General features: G+C 59.9%; 16 protein-coding genes. 14 read left to right on the top strand and 2 right to left on the bottom strand.

Going from position 1 to position 20,417, the window contains the following annotated elements:
- The first annotated feature begins 85 nt into the window (after positions 1-85).
- From RHIBUN_RS0107650 to exoR, 3 genes are all read left to right on the top strand, one after another.
- Entirely contained in the window at positions 86-2,929 is a 2,844-nt protein-coding gene (locus tag RHIBUN_RS0107650) for a valine--tRNA ligase (RefSeq protein ID WP_025659096.1), read from the top strand.
- A 402-nt stretch (positions 2,930-3,331) separates the two neighbouring features.
- Positions 3,332-4,606 carry an OmpP1/FadL family transporter gene (locus tag RHIBUN_RS0107645; protein ID WP_025659095.1) on the top strand — a complete coding sequence of 425 codons (1,275 nt, stop codon included), beginning with the start codon at positions 3,332-3,334 and terminating at the stop codon, positions 4,604-4,606.
- Between the two features lie 707 nt (positions 4,607-5,313).
- Positions 5,314-6,117: an exopolysaccharide production regulator ExoR gene (gene exoR / locus RHIBUN_RS0107635; RefSeq protein WP_025659093.1), complete on the top strand. Its 804-nt coding sequence runs from the start codon at positions 5,314-5,316 to the stop codon at positions 6,115-6,117.
- A 38-nt stretch (positions 6,118-6,155) separates the two neighbouring features.
- On the opposite strand, the gene xth is transcribed toward exoR, so the two are convergent.
- Both xth and erpA read right to left on the bottom strand, forming a co-directional pair.
- Positions 6,156-6,947, bottom strand: coding sequence for an exodeoxyribonuclease III (xth, locus tag RHIBUN_RS0107630; protein ID WP_025659092.1), 792 nt, complete (start codon positions 6,945-6,947; stop codon positions 6,156-6,158).
- Between the two features lie 121 nt (positions 6,948-7,068).
- Positions 7,069-7,401, bottom strand: a complete 333-nt coding sequence (erpA, locus tag RHIBUN_RS0107625) for an iron-sulfur cluster insertion protein ErpA (protein WP_018859392.1) — start codon at positions 7,399-7,401, stop codon at positions 7,069-7,071.
- Positions 7,402-7,616: 215 nt separating this feature from the next.
- Here erpA and RHIBUN_RS0107620 point away from each other — a divergent pair, with 215 nt between their 5' ends.
- From RHIBUN_RS0107620 to surE, 11 genes are all read left to right on the top strand, one after another.
- Positions 7,617-8,834, top strand: a complete 1,218-nt coding sequence (locus RHIBUN_RS0107620; RefSeq protein WP_025659091.1) for a deoxyguanosinetriphosphate triphosphohydrolase — start codon at positions 7,617-7,619, stop codon at positions 8,832-8,834.
- A 65-nt stretch (positions 8,835-8,899) separates the two neighbouring features.
- Positions 8,900-10,657, top strand: a complete 1,758-nt coding sequence (argS, locus tag RHIBUN_RS0107615; RefSeq protein WP_025659090.1) for an arginine--tRNA ligase — start codon at positions 8,900-8,902, stop codon at positions 10,655-10,657.
- Between the two features lie 59 nt (positions 10,658-10,716).
- Positions 10,717-13,659, top strand: coding sequence for an SPOR domain-containing protein (locus RHIBUN_RS0107610; protein ID WP_025659089.1), 2,943 nt, complete (start codon positions 10,717-10,719; stop codon positions 13,657-13,659).
- 126 nt (positions 13,660-13,785) lie between these two features.
- The gene (nagZ, locus tag RHIBUN_RS0107605; RefSeq protein WP_025659088.1) at positions 13,786-14,799 is read left to right on the top strand and encodes a beta-N-acetylhexosaminidase; all 1,014 of its coding nucleotides are present in this window, start codon (positions 13,786-13,788) and stop codon (positions 14,797-14,799) included.
- A 21-nt stretch (positions 14,800-14,820) separates the two neighbouring features.
- A complete protein-coding gene (locus RHIBUN_RS0107600; RefSeq protein WP_025659087.1) occupies positions 14,821-15,681 on the top strand; it encodes a ScpA family protein in 861 nt (286 codons plus the stop codon).
- Positions 15,682-15,713: 32 nt separating this feature from the next.
- Positions 15,714-16,394 (top strand): SMC-Scp complex subunit ScpB, encoded by a 681-nt coding sequence (gene scpB / locus RHIBUN_RS0107595; RefSeq protein WP_051420040.1) that lies wholly within the window; start codon positions 15,714-15,716, stop codon positions 16,392-16,394.
- A 185-nt stretch (positions 16,395-16,579) separates the two neighbouring features.
- Positions 16,580-16,777, top strand: coding sequence for a twin-arginine translocase TatA/TatE family subunit (locus RHIBUN_RS0107590; RefSeq protein WP_007532194.1), 198 nt, complete (start codon positions 16,580-16,582; stop codon positions 16,775-16,777).
- A 49-nt stretch (positions 16,778-16,826) separates the two neighbouring features.
- On the top strand, positions 16,827-17,444 hold the full coding sequence (tatB, locus tag RHIBUN_RS0107585) for a Sec-independent protein translocase protein TatB (protein WP_025659085.1): 618 nt from the start codon (positions 16,827-16,829) through the stop codon (positions 17,442-17,444).
- Entirely contained in the window at positions 17,441-18,268 is an 828-nt protein-coding gene (gene tatC, locus RHIBUN_RS0107580; protein ID WP_018859384.1) for a twin-arginine translocase subunit TatC, read from the top strand. The genes tatB and tatC overlap by 4 nt, the downstream gene beginning before the upstream one ends.
- Before the next feature lie 90 nt (positions 18,269-18,358).
- Positions 18,359-19,642: a serine--tRNA ligase gene (serS, locus tag RHIBUN_RS0107575; protein ID WP_025659084.1), complete on the top strand. Its 1,284-nt coding sequence runs from the start codon at positions 18,359-18,361 to the stop codon at positions 19,640-19,642.
- 4 nt (positions 19,643-19,646) lie between these two features.
- Entirely contained in the window at positions 19,647-20,414 is a 768-nt protein-coding gene (gene surE, locus RHIBUN_RS0107570) for a 5'/3'-nucleotidase SurE (protein ID WP_018859382.1), read from the top strand.
- Positions 20,415-20,417 lie beyond the last annotated feature (3 nt).

Raw genomic sequence — 20,417 nt, 5'->3', positions numbered from 1 at the left:
TCTCCGGGGCGGCTTTTTTATTGACTTGCCCGTAGCCATCCTATTTACAACCCGCATCTAAGAACCTCCAGATTTTGGTCCCCAAATGCTCGACAAGACCTACGATTCCGCTGCCGTTGAACCGAAAATCGCTGCGAAATGGGATGAGGCGGACGCCTTCCGCGCGGGCGCCAACGCCAAGCCGGGCGCCGAGACTTTTACCATCGTCATCCCGCCGCCGAACGTGACCGGCTCGCTGCACATGGGGCACGCGCTGAACAACACGCTGCAGGACATCATGGTCCGCTTCGAGCGCATGCGTGGCAAGGATGTGCTCTGGCAGCCGGGCATGGACCATGCTGGTATCGCCACCCAGATGGTTGTCGAGCGCAAGCTGATGGAACAGCAGCTGCCAGGTCGCCGCGACATGGGGCGCGAAGCCTTCATCGATAAGGTCTGGGAGTGGAAGGCGGAATCGGGCGGCCTTATCTTCAACCAGTTGAAGCGCCTCGGCGCCTCCTGCGATTGGTCGCGTGAGCGCTTCACGATGGACGAGGGGCTTTCGGCCGCCGTTCTTGAAGTCTTTGTAACGCTTTACAAGGAAGGCCTAATCTATCGGGACAAGCGCCTTGTCAACTGGGATCCGAAACTCCTGACGGCGATCTCCGACATCGAGGTGGAGCAGCACGAGGTCAACGGAAATCTCTGGTACTTCCGCTATCCGTTGGAGCCCGGCGTCACCTATCAGCATCCCATCGCCTTCGATGACGACGGCAAGGCAACGGAATGGGAAACGCGTGACTATATCGTCGTCGCGACCACTCGCCCGGAAACGATGCTTGGCGACACGGGCGTCGCGGTGAACCCGAAGGATGAGCGCTACAAGCCGCTCGTCGGCAAGCATGTCATCCTGCCGATCGTTGGTCGGCGAATTCCGATTGTCGCCGATGATTATCCGGACCCGACGGCCGGAACCGGCGCTGTCAAGATGACGCCGGCACATGATTTCAACGACTTCGATGTTGGCAAGCGTGCCGGTCTGCGCGTCGTCAACGTGCTCACTGCCGACGCGCGGATCACGCTCAAGGATAATGAGGATTTCCTGGAGGGGATTCCGGATGCCGCCGCATTGCACGGCGCCTGGGACGAACTTGAGGGCAAGGATCGTTTCGAGGCCCGCAAGATCATCGTTCGTATCTTTGAAGAAGGCGGCCTGCTCGACAAGGTCGAGCCGCACAAACACATGGTTCCCCACGGTGACCGTGGTGGCGTCCCGATCGAGCCGCGCCTGACGGAGCAATGGTACGTCGACGCCAAGACGCTCGCGGCACCGGCGATCGCCTCGGTCCGTGAAGGCCGGACCAAGCTCGTTCCGCGCAGTTGGGACAAGACGTATTACGAGTGGATGGAGAACATCCAGCCGTGGTGCGTTTCCCGTCAGCTCTGGTGGGGCCATCAGATCCCGGCCTGGTACGGTCCGGATGGTCAGGTCTTCGTTGAAAAGACCGAAGAAGAAGCGCTGCAGGCGGCGATCCAGCACTATCTCTCGCACGAAGGCCCGATGAAGGCCTACGTCGAAGACCTGCTCGAGAACTTCAAGCCCGGCGAAATCCTGACGCGCGATGAAGACGTTCTCGACACCTGGTTCTCCTCCGCGCTGTGGCCGTTCTCGACGCTCGGCTGGCCGGAACAGACGCCGGAGCTGGACCGCTACTATCCGACCAACGTTCTGGTCACCGGCTTCGACATCATCTTCTTCTGGGTTGCCCGCATGATGATGATGGGCCTGCATTTCATGAAGGATGATGATGGCGTTCCGGTCGAACCGTTCCACACGGTTTATGTCCACGCGCTGGTCCGCGACAAGAACGGCCAGAAGATGTCGAAGTCCAAGGGCAACGTCATCGATCCGCTGGAACTGATCGATGAATACGGCGCCGACGCGCTACGCTTCACGCTGGCGATCATGGCAGCCCAGGGTCGTGACGTGAAGCTCGATCCAGCCCGCATTGCCGGCTACCGCAACTTCGGCACAAAGCTTTGGAATGCAACGCGGTTTGCCGAGATGAATGGCGCCAAGAGCGATCCGCATTTCGTGCCAGAAGCAGCTGAACTGACGATCAACCGCTGGATCCTGACGGAGCTTGCCCGTACGGAACGTGACGTAACGGAAGCCCTGGAATCCTACCGCTTCAACGATGCAGCAGGGGCGCTCTATCGCTTCGTCTGGAATCAGGTCTGCGACTGGTATCTCGAGCTGCTGAAGCCAGTCTTCAACGGCACGGACGAGGGTGCTAAGAAGGAAGCGCAGGCCTGCGCGGCCTACATCCTGGAAGAAATTCACAAGCTCCTGCATCCCTTCATGCCGTTCATGACGGAAGAACTCTGGGCGCATACCGCAGGCGAGGGCATCGAACGCGACACGCTGGTTTGCCATGCCGAATGGCCGGCGCCGTCCTACGCCGACGATGCCGCGGCCGATGAGATCAACTGGCTGATCGATCTGGTTTCCGGCATTCGCTCGGTTCGCGCCGAAATGAACGTTCCGCCGTCTGCCGTTGCTCCGTTGGTCGTTGTCGACGCCAACAGCCTGACGCGCGAGCGGCTCGTTCGGCACGACGCCGCGATCAAGCGCCTTGCCCGGGTCGACGCCATCTCGCTGGGCAGCGAGGCGCCGAAGGGAGCCGCGCAGATCATCGTTGCCGGGGCAACTGTCTGCCTGCCGCTCGGCACCCTGATCGACCTTGCCGCGGAGAAAGCTCGCCTCGAGAAGGCGATCGCCAAGGCCGACGGTGAGATCGCCCGCATCAACGGCAAACTCTCGAACGAGAAGTTCGTCGCGAATGCCAATCCTGAGGTGGTCGCCGCTGAACGTGATCGCCTCGAGGAATTGCAAGGCCAGATCGCCAGCCTGCGGGTTGCACTATCGCGTGTGTCTGAGGCGGCATAAAATCAACGCTTGGTAGTAATATATTCTAAGGCGTCCGATTGCGAATCGGGCGCCTTTTTTCAGGCTCGGTCGAGATTGATGGATTTCAAGGCCAGGCTTGCCGGGATCGCTGACGGGAATCCTTGATTTCACACGTTTTCTTGAGCCGTTTGGCGAAAAATATGACTGTTGTTTCTCTGTTACAGGGCGGCGTTATCGTGGAATGGTCGACCTCAATTGCGTGGGTAGTTTTACCTTTCGTGGAATTTTCTTCTAAATTGTTGGAATATTGACGTGCCCGTCAAATTTTTACGTAAAGCATCTGTTGGTGCAGTTTCTAATCACGCCCGATCACAAAGTTGCCATTTATCGGCATCGTCGGCACAGTCCCGCCATTGCAATTGCCCGAGTGGGGGAGACACCTTGGCATCTCGTATGATTTCGGCCAGCATTGTGTCGCTGGTTCTATTTTCAACGCTGGCGCAGCCGTCCTTCGCGGGCGGTCTTGACCGCAGCGGCTATAATATCGATCTGCTGTTTGATCAGTCGCGGTTTTCAGCGCAGTCGGCCGTGATCTACGTCATGCCGCAGCGCGAATTGAAGAATGTGAGGGACACTGATCCTTCCATTCGGCCCGGCGGCGGAAACCTGAACAATCGGTCCCACTCGGCGGACGACACAGAGAATTATGCAGTCCCCTACATCGGTTTCAAGGCCGGGTATGAAGATGTGGACTGCCTCTTCGACTACTCCGAGCCATTTGGCGCACACACGAATCCCGGCATCAATTGGGCAGGTGCCAACAACAACATCGAAACGAAGATCAAGACGCATAACTATGCCACGACGTGCTCGTACAAGTTTGATGTGGGCCCTGGCCAGCTTCGCTTGATTGGCGGCGCCTTCTATCAGGAAGTGGAAGGCTTCAAGGAGCGCCTAGTTAGCACGGTTCCAATCGCATTCGGCACCGGAACGGGCGTAGGTCGGTTGGACCTTGAAGACAATGCTTGGGGATGGCGGACTGGCATCGCATATGAAATTCCAGAATACGCGATGCGCGCGAGCTTGGTCTATAACAGCCGTGTGAAGTATGACAGCCTGAGTGGTACGGTTGACCTGACGCAGGTCCGGGCGCCAGTCGCACCGCTGAATGCCGCGCCCTATGGCGCAGTCACGAATGTCTTCGGCGAGGCGGAAGCTCCCGACTCACTGGAGCTAAAGCTTCAGAGTGGTATTGCGCCAGATTGGCTGGCATTTGGTTCTGTGAAATGGACCAACTGGAGTGTCCTCCAGTCGATCTCACTCTGCCCTACATACACGAAGGGCAGGGCTTGCACCGCCACGAGCGGAACTCAGCTCACGTCTCTTGATCTGCTCTATCAAGATGGCTGGACCATTACCGGCGGCATTGGTCACAAGTTCAATGAGCAGTGGACCGGCGCTGTCAGCCTGACTTGGGACCGCGGTACGAGCCACGGCTATGGCTCTCAGACGGACAGCTGGACGGTTGGGGTCGGCGCTGCTTATAACCCGACCGACAACATTGAATGGCGCCTTGCCGGTGCCCTCGGCGTTCTGACGAGCGGTTCCTCCGGAGTGCTGGTGGAGAATGGTGTTCCCTACGGAACCGACGTCTCTTACGACTTCGGCAATGATCTCGTGGCCGCTGTCTCGACCAGCATCAAGGTGAAATTCTAGGTTTCAAAGATGAACCGCAGATCAGCCCGGCAAAACTGCCGGGCTTTTCTTTGTGTACGGGTCGTTAAGCATGCCGATTCCGTGTCTCGTTTTGTGACGATTCAGCAACAGTTTTTTACCAGCATTTGCGTAAGATGATGCCAAGCTGAAATTGTCCATTTCCCGCCACAAACTAGGCGCAGCGCTATATGCGGGCGAGGGAATGACAGGCGTAAGGTGCGCGTAAAAGAGTACGATGAGCGAATTCCTAGCGGATACAGTCAGGGTGGGTGAGGCCCACGGCAACGATGCCGCGGCTAGCGCCATTTCCCTTTTCCCGCAAGGCTATTCCGTCTCAGAACTTCGCTCTGACGTTGCGCTTCCGAACCTCTCTTTCTCCTCGCATTCAGACCGATCGGTGTCGTCGGAATCGGCTTCCGGTAACAACGACACAGGTTTGGTCACAATTGGTGATTACCTTTTTCTCGACAGCGGAAAGGCGCAGAGCCGGGCCGCGGGAGTGAGGCGAATGGCATCGCGGGGGAGCCGCGCCGGGCAGCGGGTGGACAGTGTCGATGCACTTGGAATTGAAGCTCTCGCAGGAGGGCGGAAGGCTGGATGCGACGCGGGCAAAGGGGCCTTTGAGCCCACCGCGGGATCGCTCGCCGGGAGGAATGCATCCGCGGATCGAAAGTCCGCATGGGTGGAAGCGAAAGAAACCGAGTGAAATGCTGACGTCCGAGTTCAGACCTTTCAGAATGATGCTCATGGGGATTTCCATTGCCTGTTGCGCGGCAATTGTCTCCCCAGCGGGTGCATTCGACATAAAGTCGGGTGTATCGAAGGAGTCTGGCCCGTTCGACCTCTTCAAGTTCGGTTTCAAAGCCTACAAGAACGGCCAGAAGGAAGAGGCGGTCGAAGCCTATAAATACGCGGCGGAAAAGGGACACACGGGCTCACGCTGGGCGCTCGCCAACATGTATGCCGACGGCGATGGCGTCGCGCAGGATGATTTCGAAGCTTTCAAGATCTACAGCGAGATTGCGCAGCAGGGCGTCGAGCCTGGCTCTGAAGATACAGGCTTCTTCGTCAACGCCCTTCTGTCGCTTGCCAACTATTACAAGCACGGAATTCCCGGTAGCCCTGTAAAGACCGATCTCAACCAGGCGCGTCAACTCTACTTCCAGGTCGCGTCTACCTTCGGGGTGCCCGAGGCGCAGTTCCAGCTGGCACAGATGATGCTGGCGGGCGAAGGCGGCAGCACCAGCTCGCAGCAGGCAAAGAAGTGGCTCAACCAGGCCCGCAAGAGCGGCCATCCCGGTGCCATGGCCGTCTTCGGCAATATCCTCTTCCAGGAAGGGCAGGCAGCCAACGGGCTCGCGCTAATGACCGCGGCGCTCGACCGCTGCAAGCCCACGGACTGCGGTTGGATGGAGACCCTGCAGGAGCAGGCTTTCTCCGTCGCAACGGAAAGCGATCGCCGCTCGGCCGTGGCGCTTTCTCACAAGATCGCTGTCAACGGCGCCGATTAAAGCGCGCTGAGCGCTGTCGCCAATCTGAACGAAAAAGCTCAGGCCGCGAAATCGAAGTATGCTACGACTGGCACGTGGTCTGACGGCTTCTCCCAGGCACGAACGTGCTTTTCGATCGCTGATGATGTCATGCGATCGGCAGCCTCAGGCGAAAGCAACAGGTGGTCGATGCGAATGCCGTTGTTCTTCTGCCAGGCACCCGCCTGATAATCCCAGAACGAGTAGAGTTGAACGGCATCGGTCGTCGCGCGCACGGCATCCGTCAGTCCAAGGCCTCCTAGTTTGCGGAATGCCTGGCGCGTCTGCGGCAGGAACAACGCGTCGTTCTCCCAGGCGTTCGGGTCGAAGCAGTCATGCGGCTCCGGGATGACGTTGTAGTCCCCTGCGAGGATCAGGATTTCCTCGTAGGCCAGACGGTCGGCCGCGAATGAGCGCAGCCGTTCCATCCAGGCGAGCTTGTAGCTGTATTTCTCGGTTTCAACAGGATTGCCGTTCGGCAGGTACAGGCAGCACACGCGGGCGACGCGGTTGCCCGGCAGCGAAAAGACGGCTTCCAGGAAGCGAGCCTGCTCATCGAGCGGATCGCCCGGCAGCCCGCGGCTCACTTCGTCAGGTTTGGTCTTGGAAAGGATCGCGACGCCATTGAAGCCCTTCTGGCCGTGTGTCTCGACATGATAGCCCATCGCTTCGATTTCGAGCCTCGGGAAGCCCTCGTCGATCGTCTTGATTTCCTGCAGGCAGACGATATCGGGGTCGGAGTCCTTCAGCCATTGCGTAAGATTGTCGATGCGCGCCTTGACGCCATTGATGTTCCAGGTCGCGATCTTCATGGGGTGTCCTATTCCGCTTCGTCGGCTTCTTGTATCGCGCTCTTTCGATCGCGGACAAGACGATAAAACCGGCCGCAAGGGAATCTTTCGGCCGGTTCGATGTGGATACCAGGGAAAGGGATTAGATCGAGAAGCTTGTGCCGCAGCCGCAACTTGCAACTGCGTTCGGGTTCTTGATCTGGAAGGATTGGCCAAGGAGATTGTCGACGAAGTCAATCTCGGATCCGGCCATGTAGACCAACGAGAGGCTGTCGATCAGCACCTTGGCGTCGTTCTTTTCGACGATCGTGTCGTCGTCCTGCGGGTCATCTGCAAGGTCGAACTTGTAGGAAAAGCCTGAGCAGCCGCCGCCTTCTACGGAAACGCGCAGGGCGCTCTTCCCGGGTTCGGTGCCGACGATCGCCGCGATTCGTTTTGCCGCGGCATCGGAAAGGGTTACACTTGTGTCCGTCATGTTTGCTCCTGCCGGGGTCAAGATCCGGAGAGAATATCTGTTAGCCGCTCGTTTCAAGCGGCTGATTTCATAGCCACTTGCGCTCTATACCACGAAAGCGCCAGTTCGAGCAAAGTGACTGCCAAAGCATCACTTTGCCGTTTATGCTCTTATAGGTATGAAGAGTGCAGGGCGGCGTCAATGGGCGGGCTGCCGCATATAAGTAATGGTGACGAATGACGATCGACAGGCATGCTTTGGGTTATGGCGACAGCGAGAGGGCCGTCTATGCAGCGGACCCTTGGAAGACTCGCGGCAGGCTTTATCCCGAGGATTTCAGCCCGACACGGTCGGATTTTCAGCGTGACCGGGATCGTATTGTTCACACGACCGCATTTCGCCGGCTGAAGCACAAGACGCAGGTCTTCATCGCCCAGGACGGCGATCATTATCGCACCCGTTTGACGCACACGATCGAGGTCGCGCAAGTTGCCCGCGCGCTGGCCCGGGCATTGAAGCTGGACGAAGATCTCGCTGAGGGCGTGGCGCTCGTCCATGATTTCGGCCACACGCCCTTCGGTCACACCGGCGAAGATGCGCTGCACGAGGTTCTGCTGCCCTACGGCGGGTTCGATCACAACGCCCAATCGCTGCGCATCGTAACTAAGCTGGAGCGCCGCTATGCCGATTTCGATGGCATCAATCTGACATGGGAAAGCCTTGAAGGGCTGGTCAAGCACAACGGCCCGCTTCTGACGAAGGACGGTGCCGGCACGCGCGGGCCAGTTCCACAGCCGATCCTGGATTATTGCGAAATCCACGACCTGGAACTGGATACCTATGCCAGCCTTGAGGCACAGGTGGCCGCCATCGCTGACGATATTGCCTACAACACGCATGACATCGACGACGGGCTTCGCTCCGGCTACCTGAGCTTTGAGATGCTGGAGGAGATCCCGTTTCTGGCCGGTCTGATGGCCGAGGTACGGGAACGCTATCCGAACCTTGAGCCCAGCCGCTTTACCCACGAGATCATGCGCCGCCAGATCACGCGGATGGTCGAAGACGTCATTTCCGTTGCCCAACGGGGTCTTGCGGAGATCAAGCCGAAAAGCGCAACGGATGTTCGCCTGGCCAATCGGGTAATCGCGACATTCTCCGACGAGATGTCCGAGACTGACCGGCAGATCAAGGCGATGCTGTTCAAGCGCATCTACCGGCACCCCGAGATCATGCGTATTCGTGCCGGTGCTGCGCAGATCGTGACCGATCTCTTCGCGGCCTATATGGCCAATCCAAAGGAGATGCAGAGCCACTATTGGGTGGATCACATCGCAGGGCTTGCCGAAGCGGCGAGGGCGCGCCATGTCGGCGACTATCTGGCGGGGATGACCGACACCTACGCGATCAGTGCCCACAGGCGATTGTTTGACCACACTCCAGATTTGCGATAGGCAGCGGTCGCCCGGCTAGGACCGGACAAATGCCTTGTGGCAAAGCCTATGCATGGAAGAGTGCGATGAACCTTTTTACCGATTTCGACGCCCGGATTAAAACCGCCCTTGAACAGATCGATCTTGTCAAGGAGAAGCGATCCGAGGTGGATTTCGGCCGCATCGCGATCGAACCGCCACGCGACCCGAGCCACGGCGATGTTGCAACCAACGCCGCGATGGTGCTCGCAAAGCCGCTCGGCACCAATCCGCGCGCCTTGGCTGAGATCATCACGGAGAAGTTGAAGGAAGACGCCGACGTCGCTGACGTCTCGGTAGCTGGACCCGGCTTCATCAACCTCAGGCTCTCCGTCGGTTACTGGCAGCGCCTGCTTGCCTCGATGATTGAGGCCGGTACAGACTACGGCCGCTCGACGATTGGCGCTGGCAAGCGGGTCAACGTCGAGTATGTGTCGGCAAACCCGACTGGTCCTATGCATGTCGGCCATTGCCGCGGCGCCGTTGTCGGCGACGCCCTAGCCAACCTGCTTTCTTTTGCCGGCTTTGATGTCGTCAAGGAGTACTACATCAACGATGCCGGCTCGCAGATCGACGTGCTGGCGCGCTCCGTGTTCCTGCGTTACCGCGAAGCGCTCGGCGAGAAGATCGGAGAGATTCCGCCCGGCCTTTATCCTGGCGACTATCTCATCCCGGTCGGTCAGTCGCTCGCGAATGATTACGGCGTCAAGCTGCACAACATGCCGGAAGAGCAGTGGATGCCGCTCGTCAAGGATCGCACCATTGATGCGATGATGGCGATGATCCGCGATGATCTGGATGCTCTGAACGTGCATCACGACGTCTTCTTCTCGGAGCGCACGCTGCATGCCAATGGCGCCGCCGCGATCCGCACGGCGATCAACGACCTGACTTTCAAGGGACACGTCTACAAGGGCACACTGCCGCCGCCGAAGGGCCAGTTGCCCGAGGATTGGGAAGATCGCGAGCAGACGCTGTTTCGCTCGACGGAAGTCGGCGACGACATGGATCGCCCGCTGATCAAGTCGGACGGTTCCTACACCTATTTTGCTGCCGACGTTGCTTACTTCAAGAACAAATTCGACCGCGATTTCAACGAGATGATCTATGTTCTCGGTGCTGATCACGGCGGCTACGTCAAGCGCCTGGAAGCGGTCGCTCGCGGCGTTTCCGAAGGTAAGGCAAAGCTGACCGTCCTTCTTTGCCAGCTCGTGAAGCTGTTCCGCAATGGCGAGCCGGTCAAGATGTCGAAGCGCTCGGGCGACTTCGTCACGCTCCGCGACGTCGTCGAGGAGGTCGGTCGCGATTCGGTTCGTTTCATGATGCTCTACCGGAAGAGTTCGGAACCGCTGGACTTCGATTTCGCCAAAGTAACGGAGCAATCGAAGGATAATCCGGTGTTCTACGTGCAGTATGCACATGCGCGCTGCATGTCTGTTTTCCGGCAGGCGAAGGAGGCGTTTCCTGACCTCGACGTGACCCCGGCCAACCTTGCTAATGCTGTTGCGGGCATCTCGGATCCCGCGGAATTGCAGCTGGTTGCGAAGGCCGCGGAGTTTCCACGCTTGGTCGAGTCTGCGGCGCAGTCACAGGAGCCTCACCGCGTCGTATTTTACCTCTATGATCTGGCGAGTTCTTTCCATGCGCACTGGAATAAAGGTAAGGATCAAGTAGACTTACGATTTATTAACGATAAGAACCGAGAATCGAGTATAGCCAGATTAGGGCTGGTGTACGCCGTTGCGTCGGTTTTGAAGTCGGGACTTGCCATTGCGGGTACCGCTGCGCCGGATGAGATGCGGTAGCGTCACCATTTACCCACAATGCTCTGGCATAAACCTTAGCAGTTGCGAGTGGGATGAGTATGGCAGACAAACAGCGGGCGTATGACACGCGTAAGAATACGGACCTCTTTGCTGACGATGATCCTTTGGCGGAACTTGCCCGCATCGTCGGCTTCGAGCCGCGGGTAGCAGCAAATACCGTCGAAGATGCCCCCCGACAGGAGCCGGCCTTCAATCTCGAGGATGAATTGTTGCGCGAATTCGAGCGCTACGATGCGCCTCAGTCTGAGGCTTCCTTCGATCTGCCCGAACCCCCTTTCGAGCAACCAGCTGCCTTTGAGGCTCTTGTCGAAGCCGATCTTTCGCCGGTCGCCCAGGCCGAGCCGGAATTTGCTGTCGAGCCTGAAGTCGCGAGCGAGCCGGTGGCCCATCAGTCTTTGGACGCGGCTTCCAACCTCACCCCTGCCGCTTGGGCGTCGAATGCCGTCCGTGAGGGCGAGCAGATTTCAGGTGGCGCACGGGATCTGATCGAAGAACTCGAGATGTCAATCGGCGCGTCGCCGGCTCCCGCTCCTTCGGTGGCCCCCGCCAAGGCGCCCCAGTGGTCTGCGGCCAGCATTCGGTTGCCGATCGCCAACTTTCATCCGGCACGTCGCGATGAGCCTTCACCCGCGCCGATTATTCCTGTTGTAGCGCCGGAGCCAGTCGCCGCTGCGTCGGAGAGCGCTGCTGTTTTCGAAGTGCCCGTTGCCGCAGGCTTTCCTGCTGAAATCGACCGGCACGAAGAAGCCGAGGCGGTTTACGATGCGTCTGAGGTGCCTCAAGGGGCGCCGTTCGCTGAACCTATCATCGATCACAGCGCCTTCGATCTGGCTGCTGCAGCGAAGGATGACGGTGCCCTTCAGGCCGATGCCGCGCTGACCGAAGCCGCGCCGACGGAGAGCGACGATATTGCCTTCGATATCGACGAACTCCTCGCCGACGTATCGCATTACCCTGTTCCTGAGCGTCAGAACACGCCTGCGGCCGATGTCGCAGAGATTCCGCACTCGCCGGAGCCCCCCCGCGTAGTGGCGTCGTTGCCGAAGCCGGTCGAGCCGCCTCTGGCCGCTCCCACGGCCAAGGCCGAACCGGAAGGTGACGATCCTTTCGCTGGACATGACTTTGAACTCGATCTTGAAGGTATCGAGCTGGAGCTTGCCGACTTTGACTTTGCTGAGCCCGTGAAGGTGCAACCGCAAGCGGTCGAGCCGGCGCGAGTTCAGGCACAGCATGTCGAGGTGGTCAGACCTCAGCCGGTTGCCCCGGTGCCCGCTTTCCAGCCGGCGCCCGCTCCGGTCGTTGCTGCCGCCCCGATCCACCAGGCCACGGCCGAGGCAGCGTTCGTCGTGAAGGCGCCTGTTACACCCGCATTCACGGCCGATGCCGGAGACGATCTCCCGTTCGATCCCTCGATGATCTCGGATGCGGAATATCATCCGGAAGCCGTCGAAGAGATGCACGTGCCCGTGCTGCCGCCTATTGAGCAGCCGGAGCCGGTCGTAGCGACCTCCGATTTCGATTTCGACGTCGACGCCGAGATCGCCAACCTTCTTGCACCCGCAAATCCGGTGGAAATGCCCGCGAAACCGGTCGTCGAGGAATGGCGGACCCTTGCGCCCGTCTCAGTCGCGCCGACTGCAACACCGGCAGCGTCCGTCGCCAAGCAGGCACCATTGCAGGGCTTGGACGAGTTCGAGCGCGCTTTGGAAGAAGACTTCCGCCGGAGCGTCAACGAGCCGGTACAGCGCCGCGAGAACGTTTCTCAGGTACAGATCCAGTCGGCGAGTGAAGCCGAGGACATGAGCCGCGCACGCTCGATGAAGCGTATGCTGGCTGCCGCTGCGGCAATCGTCGTGTTCGGCGGTGTCGCCTATGCAGGTTACACGTTCCTGGCCCGCGATGGTGGCCTCGGCATCGCCTCCGGCGAGCCGCGCGTGATCACGGCGGACAACGAGCCGGTTAAGGTCGTACCGGAAAACCCCGGTGGCAAGACCGTGCCGAACCAGGACAAGGCTGTTTACGACAGCGTTGGTGGGGCCGCTGCTGAGGCGCCGAAGCAGAAGGCGCTTGTATCCAGTGACGAGCAGCCGGTGGACGTCGTGCAGCGCACGCTGACACCGGAAACGCTGCCTGAGGACAACGACAGCGATATCGCGACGCCGCCCATGGCGACACCTGTCGGAGACACCGAGGATCCGCGCCTGCTGCCGAGCGAGGATACGGCCGCTGCCGACGAGGCAGACAATGCCAATCAGGCTCCATCGGTTTCCGCCCGCAAGGTCCGCACCATGATCGTCCGACCGGACGGCACTCTGGTTGCCCGCGACGAGCCGGCCCCTCAAGCGGCCCCGACGCTGCCGAAGGCAACGGCGGTTCAGACGCAGAAGATCACGGCTGGCTCAAAGCCGGCTGGCGGCACAGCTGCTAATTTCCCGGCGTCGGGACAGGTTGCTGCCGCTGACATCCGTTCGACTCCGGTTGAAGCAACCAAGCCGACGGCGGCTCAGGCTCCCTCTGAAAACGCGCTGGCCAAGGCGGCTGCCGCCACTCCGGCGAATGTCGATCCGCCGGTTCGCGCCGTGAAGAGCTCGACGGTGAGCGACACTGCACCGGCTCCCGCAGCGCGCCCCGTGACCGATGCGGCGAAGGCACCGGTTGAAGCGCCGGCAGCCCAGAAGCCGAAGGACGTTGCCGCTGTTTCGCCGGCTGCGACCCAGGCTCAGCCGACTGCATCAGCTAGCGGTTATGGCGTCCAGATCGCATCGCTTCCCTCCGAGGAAGAGGCGAAGAAGACCTTCGCTAGCCTTTCGAAGAAGTTCGCGAGCGTGCTTGCCGGTCGCAGCTACGAGATCCGCAAGGCGGATATTGCGGGCAAGGGCACGTTCTACCGCCTTCGTATCCCGGCAGGCTCCAAGGACGAAGCCGCGGCCATTTGCGAAAAGTACCGTGCTGCAGGCGGTAGCTGCCTTATCTCGAAGTAAGTTTCTGCAAGCATTCAATGAAAGCGGCGGGCCTCTGGTCCGCGGCGGGCCTCTGGTCCGCCGCTTTTTTTGTGAATGCCGATTGACGCGGCTCGTAATTCCGCAAGGCACCTCTATGATTCGGGTATGACCGAATCAAAAGCAATGATCCTTGGCTGTAGCGGCCTATCCCTCACTTCCGATGAAAAGGCGTTTTTCAACGCCGAGCGCCCCTGGGGCTTCATTCTGTTCGGGCGCAATATTTCCGAGCCGCAACAGATCAGTGACCTCGTCGCGGAAATGCGAGTCGCCGTCGGTTGGCACGCGCCGGTCCTGATCGACCAGGAAGGTGGACGCGTCCAGCGTATCCGGCCGCCAATCTTCCAGCATTATCCGTCGGGGCAACAGCTTGGTGATATCTATCGGCAGGACAGTGAAAAGGGCCTGCGAGCCGCATGGCTGATGTCGCGGCTGCACGCCTTCGATCTTTCGGGCCTCGGGATCAACGTTGATTGCCTGCCGGTTCTGGATGTGCCGGTGGAAGGCAGCAGCAACGTGATCGGCAATCGCGCCTATGGCGGTGATCCAGCAACTGTGACGGCCATGGGGCGTGCCGCTGCCGATGGTTTGAAGGCGGGTGGCCTTCTACCTGTGATGAAGCACATGCCTGGCCACGGGCGCGGCTTTGGGGATTCACATCACGAACTGCCGGTTGTCACCGTCTCGCGCACGGAACTCGAGGCGCACGATTTCCCGCCGTTCATTGCCATGAAGAACGAATTGATGGCGATGACGTGTCATGTTGTCTTTGCGGCCATCGACTCGGAGCGTCCGGCAACGACCTCACGCAAGGTCATTGACGGCGTCATCCGCGACCATATCGGCTTCAAAGGACTGTTGCTTTCCGATGATACGTCGATGAACGCGCTTGCTGGTACGATCGGTGAGCGCGCCGCCAACATCATCGGCGGTGGATGTGATATCGTGTTGCATTGCAATGGCCACATGGACGAAATGCAGCAGGTGGTCGCAAACGTACCGGTCTTGCAAGGCCAGTCGCTTTTGCGGGCAGAAGCGGTGCTGAATGGCTTCCCGACAGCTGACAAGGCCGACGAGGCCTCGCTTCGGGCCGAATTCGATGCGATGTTTGCAACGGTCTGATTGCGAAAGGAACAGGGCAGGGTGACGACGACCAAGGGCACGGAACGGCCACAGACGGCGGCTACGCCGATGGACAAGCTGTGGCAGGAGAGCGGTGCTGAGCGCGCGAGCTCCGATCCGGCCCTGCTGATCGACGTTGCCGGCTTCGAAGGTCCCCTCGACCTCTTGCTCTATCTCGCCCGCAATCAGAAGGTCGATCTGTCCCGCATCTCCGTTCTTGCGCTGGCGGAGCAATATCTGCAGTTCATCGAAAGCGCGCGGCGGATACGGATAGAGCTTGCTGCCGACTATCTCGTGATGGCCGCTTGGCTTGCCTACCTGAAATCGCGTCTGCTGATCCCGCAGCAGGCCAAGGACGACGGGCCCTCCGGCGAGGAGATGGCGGCGACGCTCGCCTTCCGCCTGAAACGCCTCGAAGCGATGCGCGAGGCCGCGAGCGGTCTTGTCAATCGCAACCGCCTCGGACGGGATATCTTCGCTCGCGGCGCCCCAGAGCACATCCCGGACAGGCATCAGTCCGCATATGATGCAAGCCTCTATGATCTGCTGACGGCCTACGCGTCGCTCAGGCAGCGTCAGGCCGTGACGCAGGTCACCATCGCGCGCCGCAACGTCTGGTCGCTGACGGACGCCCGCGAGCTTCTGACCCGCATTTTCGGCGAGGTCAGCGAGTGGACTGCACTCGAATCCTATCTGTTGCGTTACATGTCGTCTCCGGAAGACAGGGTCACGGCGATTGCCAGTGCGTTCGCGGCTTCGCTGGAGCTGGTCCGCGAAGGCAAACTCGAAATCCGGCAGGATGGAGCCTTCCGGCCCCTCTACATGCGGCGGGGCCCCAAGCATGCGACGCTGCAGGTCGTCGAACAGGAGCGACCGGCGTGACCGATCTGGAAGACGAACACATCGATAGCGCAATGGTGGAAGATTCAGACGACGAGGTTCGTGCGGAGACCGAGGCAGAGCGCATCGCCGAGGCACTGGTCTTTGCGTCCGCCCAGCCCGTTTCCGAAAGCTTCATCGCAGATCGCTTGCCTCGCACGTTCAACGTCCGCGCCATCATGTTGCGCCTGAAGGAGCAATATGCCCATCGCGGCGTCAACCTCGTCCAGGTAGACGATGCGTGGGCGTTTCGAACGGCCGCTGATCTCTCTTTCGTCATCCGGCGCGACGAGAACGAAACGAAGAAGCTCTCGCGCGCGGCCCTGGAAGTATTGGCGATCATTGCCTATCATCAGCCGGTGACACGCGCCGAAATCGAGGACATCAGGGGCGTGCAGACCTCTCGCGGCACAATCGACGTGCTGATGGAGGCGGGTTGGGTTCGGTTTCGCGGCCGCAGGCGCACGCCGGGCCGGCCTGTCACCCTCGGCACCACCCGCGATTTCCTCGATCACTTCGGCCTGGAAGAACTCCGCGACCTGCCGGGGCTTGAAGAGTTGAAGGGGGCAGGGCTGCTCTCCGGTCGCATACCGGCCAATTTCAATGTACCATCGCCTATGATGAGCGACGAGTTGACCGAGGACGAAGATCCAATAACGCAACTCGATCTTGAGGAACTCGGCCTGCTTGCACCGGGCGGCGGGTCCGAAGACTAATCGGATTTGTCTTGGTTCCGCCACGCATCGCGAAAACAATGCCGATCATAGTTTTTCGGATGTGTATTCTCTTGTCACAGAGGGCGATCCCGTGACATTAAGCGACAATCCAAGGGGAACTTTGATGTTGGAATTGGTGTAGGAAGCTCTTACATCTGGAAACATCGCAACAGGGAGTTAGCGTAATGGGTTCTTTTAGCATGTGGCACTGGCTGATCGTTCTGGTCATCGTGCTTTTGTTGTTCGGTCGCGGCAAGATTCCGGAGCTGATGGGTGATGTCGCCAAGGGTATCAAGAGCTTCAAGAAGGGCATGAACGACGAAGACGCGCCTGAGTCCACGACTGCCAAGACCGTCGATCACAAGGCCGACGAGACGAAGTAATCCACTTCCGGGCAACGTAGCCCCCACGTTTCCCGTTCAGGAGCCTTGAATGTTCGATATTGGCTGGACCGAGCTGCTTGTCATCGCGGTCGTATTGATCGTGGTGGTTGGTCCCAAGGACTTGCCGCCGATGCTTCGTGCGTTCGGCAAGATGACGCAGCGCGCTCGTAAGGTCGCCGGTGAGTTTCGTGCCCAGTTCGACGAGGCCCTGCGTGAAGCGGATCTGGACGAAGTTCGCCAGACGCTGACTGATGCGCAGAAGCTGAACCCCGTCAACACCTTGCGCGAAGCAATGAACCCGCTTCGCCAGATGGGCAACGAAATCAAGGCTGACCTGCAGAAGGCGACGACGGTCGATAACAAGACCGAAGTTCCGCCGGCTGCCGTATCGGTTCCTGAGCCGTTGATGAGCCTGCCAGAGACGCCGCCGGTCGTAGCACCGGCGCCTGTTGCAGCAGGCGTGGAAAATGCGGCAGCCCAGGAAAAGCCGAAGGCGGCCCATAAACCGCGCGCCAAGGCGGAGCCTGCGCCTGCCGCGGTTGCTGCTCCGGTCGGAAAGCCCAAGCGGACTTCGACGAAGACAGCGGCCGCCAAGAAGCCTGCGGCAGTTGCCGCCACAGCCGCTCCGAAGAAGACGGCAGCAAAGAAGAAGAAGGACGACGCATGAGCGGTGAAATCGAAGACAAGCCGCAGCCACTGATCGAACACCTGATGGAGTTGCGTACGCGGCTGATCTGGTCGATCGGTGCGTTTTTCGTCGCGTTCATCGCCTGCTTCATATTCGCCAAGCATCTCTTCAATGTGCTCGTCTATCCATACAAGTGGGCGGTGACCTGGGCGCATCTAGACGTGTCCAAGGCGCAGCTCATATACACCGCGCCGCAGGAGTTCTTCTTCACGCAGGTAAAGGTCGCCATGTTCGGCGGCCTGGTCATCGCCTTTCCGATTATCGCGGCGCAGATCTACAAGTTCGTCGCCCCTGGCCTCTACAAGAACGAGCGCGCGGCCTTCCTGCCGTTTCTGATTGCGTCGCCGGTCCTGTTTCTGATGGGTGCTTCGCTCGTCTATTTCTTCTTCACGCCGATGGTCATGTGGTTCTTCCTGACCATGCAGCAGGCGCCGGGTGAGGGCGATGTCGCGATCTCGCTGCTTCCGAAGGTCTCTGAGTACCTCAGCCTGATCATGACGCTGGTGTTTTCGTTCGGCCTGGTCTTCCAGCTTCCTGTCATCACCACGCTGCTCGCCCGTGTTGGGCTGCTGACTTCCGATTGGCTGGCCGAGAAGCGCAAGTTCGCGATCGTGCTCGCTTTTATCGTGGCAGCGGTGCTGACGCCGCCCGATCCGATGTCCCAGATCGGCCTTGCACTGCCGACCATCCTTCTCTACGAGATTTCCATCTACGCGGCGCGACTCGTGGAGCGCCAGCGTGCCCGCGAGGCGGTCGAAGAGGCTGAAGGAAACACGGACGTTGCCAAGACGGACAACGTCTGACGATTTCCCTCAATGAGCGCTTCCAAGCATCCGGTCGAGGCCTAGCCGGGCTTTGGCCGGGTTATCTTTTTACAACGACCTGGAACGACGATGCTCGATATAAAATGGATCCGTGAGAATCCCGAAGCCCTCGATGCGGCACTTGCCAAGCGTGGTGCCGAGCCTTTGTCCGAAAACCTGATTGCGATCGACGAAAAGCGCCGTTCGGCCATCCAAAGCGTCCAGGACATGCTGTCCCGCCGCAATGCCGCCTCCAAGGAGATCGGCGCTGCGATGGCCCAGAAAAACAATGAACTTGCTGAAAAGCTGAAGGCCGAAGTAGCCGACTTGAAGTCGCTGCTTCCGGCCGCGGAAGAGGGCGAGCGGCAGGCGACGGACGAACTGAACGATGCGCTGTCGCGCATTCCGAACATCCCGCACGATGACGTGCCGGTTGGCAAGGACGAGCACGACAATTCCGTTGCCCGAGTCGTCGGCGAAAAGCCCCGCTGGAATCATACGCCGAAGGAACACTTCGAAATCGGCGAAGCGCTCGGCTACATGGACTTCGAACGGGCTGCGAAGCTCTCGGGATCGCGCTTTACCGTGCTGACCGGCCCGCTGGCGCGGCTGGAGCGTGCGCTCGGTCAGTTCATGATCGACCTGCATACGCGCGAGCACGGCTATACCGAAGTCAGCTCGCCGCTGATGGTTCGTGACGATGCCATGTTCGGCACCGGCCAGCTGCCAAAGTTTGCGGAGGACCTGTTCAAGACAACGGATGGCCGCTGGTTGATCCCAACCGCCGAGGTGACGCTCACCAATCTCGTCTCGGGGGAAATCCTCGACCAGGAGAAACTGCCGCTTCGCTTCACCGCGCTGACCCCGTCCTTCCGATCGGAGGCAGGCTCTGCCGGACGCGACACGCGTGGTATGCTGCGCCAGCATCAGTTCTGGAAGTGCGAGCTCGTCTCGATCACCGATGCCGAGAGTTCGCTTGCCGAGCACGAGCGTATGACCGCTTGCGCCGAAGAGGTGCTGAAGCGCCTCGGCTTGCATTTCCGCACGATGACGCTCTGCACCGGCGACATGGGCTTCGGTTCGCGCAAGACCTACGACCTCGAGGTTTGGCTGCCCGGCCAGAACACCTATCGTGAAATCTCGTCCTGCTCGGTCTGCGGCGATTTCCAGGCGCGTCGTATGAATGCGCGCTATCGCGGCAAGGAAGACAAGGCGACGAAGTTCGTCCACACGCTGAACGGTTCCGGCACGGCGGTCGGCCGCTGCCTGATTGCGGTTCTGGAGAACTACCTGAACGAGGATGGTTCCGTGACCGTTCCCGATGCTCTGCTGCCATACATGGGCGGTTTGACGAAGATCGAACGGGCGGCCTGAGCCGATGCGCATTCTGCTCACCAACGACGACGGCATTCACGCGGAAGGCCTCGCGGCGCTGGAGCGGATTGCGCGGACGCTGTCCGATGATGTCTGGATTGTCGCGCCGGAGACGGACCAGAGCGGCCTTGCGCATTCGCTGAGTCTTTCCGAGCCGTTGCGGCTTCGGAAGATTTCCGACAAGCATTTCGCGCTGCGCGGAACTCCGACCGATTGCGTCATCATGGGCGTCAAGCAGGTTATGGACGTCAAGCCCGACCTGGTGCTCTCGGGCGTCAATTCAGGCTCTAACGTCGCCGATGATGTGACCTATTCGGGCACCGTCGCCGGGGCGATCGAGGGCACGCTGCAGGGTGTCCGCTCCTTTGCGTTGAGCCAAGCCTATCTGCACCAAGACGGGGCAAGGGTGGTCCCCTGGGAGGTCTGCGAGGCGCATGCGCCGGCACTTCTCGACAAGCTCATATCGCTCGACCTGCCTGACGGCACCTTCCTGAACCTGAACTTTCCGAATTGCCGGCCGGAAGAGGTCGAGGGCGTGGAAGTGACGGCACAAGGGCGGCTTGCCTTCAACCTGCAGGTCGATGCCCGTTCCGACGGGCGCGGCCTGCCCTATTACTGGCTCCGGTTTGGAGAACGCGCCGGCGCCTTCGTCGCAGGCACGGATATTCACGCCCTGAGAAGCCGCAAGATTTCGGTAACGCCTTTGAAACTGGATCTGACTGATTATTCCGTACAGGACCGCGTCGCGCGGGCGCTTTCGGGTACGGAGTAGACT

The organism is Rhizobium sp. IBUN (genome assembly GCF_000510625.1).
GTDB classification, from domain to species: Bacteria; Pseudomonadota; Alphaproteobacteria; order Rhizobiales; family Rhizobiaceae; genus Rhizobium; species Rhizobium altiplani.
This window is presented reverse-complemented; position numbering and strand designations above follow the sequence as displayed.